Origin of the sequence: Thiolapillus sp., assembly GCF_048562965.1 — a bacterium.
GTDB classification, from domain to species: Bacteria; Pseudomonadota; Gammaproteobacteria; order Chromatiales; family Chromatiaceae; genus Thiolapillus; species Thiolapillus brandeum_A.
Map to the genome: position 1 here is coordinate 1 of NZ_JBHNMF010000433.1, position 2,780 is coordinate 2,780.

Sequence of the window (2,780 nt, forward strand, 5' to 3'; positions counted from 1 at the left end):
AGGCTTCCGCAATAAAGAGCGGTTTGCCAATGCCATTTACTTCCATCTCGGCGGGTTGGATCTTTACCCTGATGGGATTACTAGATGATGGGCGCCCACTCAATCAGGGGAAGAGCCAATATAGTAATAACAAAAAAACCCATGCGGGCCGTTCCGTATGGCATGTCCAGCTTCCGCAAGCACCTTGTCCTGGCTGTCAGGCCATGGCTGTTTCACCGTGTTACAGGAAGTATTAACCCGGCAACCAAACATGTTGCCGGGTTAATAACAACACAGACTAGGAGGTCGACATCATGAGAACCCTTTTTTCCCTGCTCACGTTAGTTGTTTCTGGCTTTTTCGTGCTGAATGCCAGTGCCGGTCTACGCACTGTCGCGGAGATCGGCCAGCCAGCCGCCGGTTTTCCAACCGGTTTCATCTACTGGATCGTCGAAAACCCGGTTATCGGTGAGGGCGGTCATGTGGCCTTTGCCGGCGCGGCAGATGTCAGTGTCGGCTCAACCCCGCAGAACACCCGGGCGGTCTGGTATGGCAAACCGGGTCAGCTGGAAACTGCCATAAAGGCGGGTGAATCGCCTGCCGGCTTTGCCGCAAACATTCTTTTCAGGGATTCCATTCCCGGAACCCTGACCCTTTCTGATGCCGGCTCCATCGCCTTCGCTGCGGCCATGAACGGTCCCAACACCCGTGCCGCCTACCTGGCAACAGTCGCTGGCATCACACATGGCATCATTCAGGAAGGCGGTATTGCTCCCCTTTTTCCTCCCGGTACCATCATGGGCAACCTGCAGGGTTTTGCATTCACCGATGCCGGTATGGCTTTTTCCGGTCTTGTCGGCGGCAGTGAGATCGCAATCTGGTTCTGGGACAACAGCACCACCAAACTGATCGCCACCACAGGTGCGGAATTCTCCGACCTCTATCTGGGATGTGATTTTCTCGGTCTGCAGCTCATTGACCTCAACCAGGCAGGTGAACTGCTGTTCTACGCACAGCTGATAACACAAGGCACGGCAAGCTGCCCGACCTGGGGCCTGTACACCTGGAAAGCAGGCAGCTTCCGCAAGGTGGTCGCCGAGCATGACAGCGCCACCGGCATGCCGGCGGATGCCTTCCTTTCTTTTCCCCAGAACCCGTACCTTCGCAGAAGCATTTCCATCAATGACAACGGTGATGTCAGCTTCAAGGCAACGCTCCGTGACGTGTCGCCCGGTGTCAACAAAGAGGTATCCTGGATGGCTTTCGCCAGTGGCGAACTGTCACCTGTCGCCATCGATGGTGAGGCGGTGCCGGGCTCACCCAGTGAACTGATCCGGTTGTCGACAAACTCTGCACCCGCAGCCAATGCAGATGCTACAACAGTAAGCAGAGCCATCTCGTCCACCCTGGCAGACATGATTCTGACAGGCCCACCCAGGCAGGGCACCAGCGCTTCCGACTTCACCACCCCTGGCGAGTCACACCTGGAAGTACTGGTGCGCTCGGACGAGCCACCGCCGGGTTTTGGTTCCAGCTGGCATCTGACAGACCTGGAGCAGCCCCTGCTTAACAACCAGGGCAATATTGCTTTCATGGCGGTGGCCAGGGATGCGCTCGATCCCAACACTTCCGCCACCCAGGGCATTTGGCTTGGCGATACGGCAGACAACCTGCGCCTGCTGGTCGCCACCGGCAGACCGGTACTCATCGACGGTCAGCCCGATGAGCTGAAGCAGATACTGGCAATCACTCCCACCAATGTAGCGCCGAGCAGCAGCAACAGCGGCCAGCCTATCCAGCTCAACGATCAGGGGCAGCTGGTATTCCGCGCTACCCGGTTGAGAAACAGCTTTTCCAGCACCCTGCTCATGGGCATGGCGGCGACACCGGCATGTTCCGGATCAAAGGTCACCATCCCGGCGAGAACCTACGCTGATGGTGAGGTGATCTATTGCATCGGCGACATATCGCTTTCGACGCTTGCCAAAGCCAGCGTACGGGTGTCCAATGGGGCTGATGTGACCTATGAATCCCCGGCTCTCTGCCTGGACAAGGGATTCTCAGTGGAAAAAGGCGGCGTGTTTGCAGCGATAACTCCCTAACAGTTGCTGCTAATACCGTACTGATATGGAGAGTCATACCATGAAATTCTTTCTCGTTCTCTGGACTACAGCACTGCTGTTGCTGTCACTGAACACCAGCGCCGGCCTGCGCATCATCGCCGAAGAGGCGCAGCAGGCTGCCGGCTTTCCTCCCGGAACAAGCTATCGGAGCCTTGAAGCTCCGGTCGTCGGCAACGGCGGCCATGTCGCTTTCAGCGGCAGTGTATCGGGTGACAGCGGCTCGACCAACGCCATCTGGTACGGCAAGCCGGGACAGCTCGAAGTTGCGATACAGGAACGGGAATCCCCTGCCGGATTTCCCGCCAACGTGGTTTTCAGCTTGGCAGTTCCGGAGACACTGACACCTTCCGGTTCGGGCAATCTGGCCTTTGCGGCAGACATGGAGGGCGCCCGTTACGGTAAGGCTTATCTGGCGGCCATAGACGGTAATGTCCACGGCGTCATTCAGGAAGGCGTTGCTGCCACAGGGTTTCCTCCGGAAACCACGATAGCTAGAGTTTAGAGTAAGCAACATTGTTCCACCGTATATTTTCGGGTGAAATAAAGTTGCTATTTTGTTGGCTCTTCCCCTGATTGAGTGGGCGCCCATCATCTAGTAATCCCATCAGGGTAAAGATCCAACCCGCCGAGATGGAAGTAAATGGCATTGGCAAACCGCTCTTTATTGCGGAAGCCTCT

Annotated in this window: 3 protein-coding genes; all 3 read left to right on the forward strand. The window is 56.7% G+C overall.

The window, feature by feature from the left end:
- Positions 1–236: hypothetical protein (locus ACOCD2_RS15940; protein ID WP_293649516.1), on the forward strand; the 236-nt coding region annotated here is incomplete at its 5' end.
- 57 nt (positions 237–293) lie between these two features.
- The gene (locus ACOCD2_RS15945) at positions 294–2,081 is read left to right on the forward strand and encodes a DUF7453 family protein (protein ID WP_293649518.1); all 1,788 of its coding nucleotides are present in this window, start codon (positions 294–296) and stop codon (positions 2,079–2,081) included.
- Positions 2,082–2,121: 40 nt separating this feature from the next.
- Positions 2,122–2,604 carry a DUF7453 family protein gene (locus tag ACOCD2_RS15950; protein ID WP_293649520.1) on the forward strand — a complete coding sequence of 161 codons (483 nt, stop codon included), beginning with the start codon at positions 2,122–2,124 and terminating at the stop codon, positions 2,602–2,604.
- Positions 2,605–2,780 lie beyond the last annotated feature (176 nt).

Bases quoted from the DNA above. Each gene is read 5' to 3' on its own strand.
- ACOCD2_RS15950 (WP_293649520.1), top strand. From the start codon at position 2,122: ATGAAATTCTTTCTCGTTCTCTGGACTACAGCACTGCTGTTGCTGTCA.
- ACOCD2_RS15945 (WP_293649518.1), top strand. From the start codon at position 294: ATGAGAACCCTTTTTTCCCTGCTCACGTTAGTTGTTTCTGGCTTTTTC.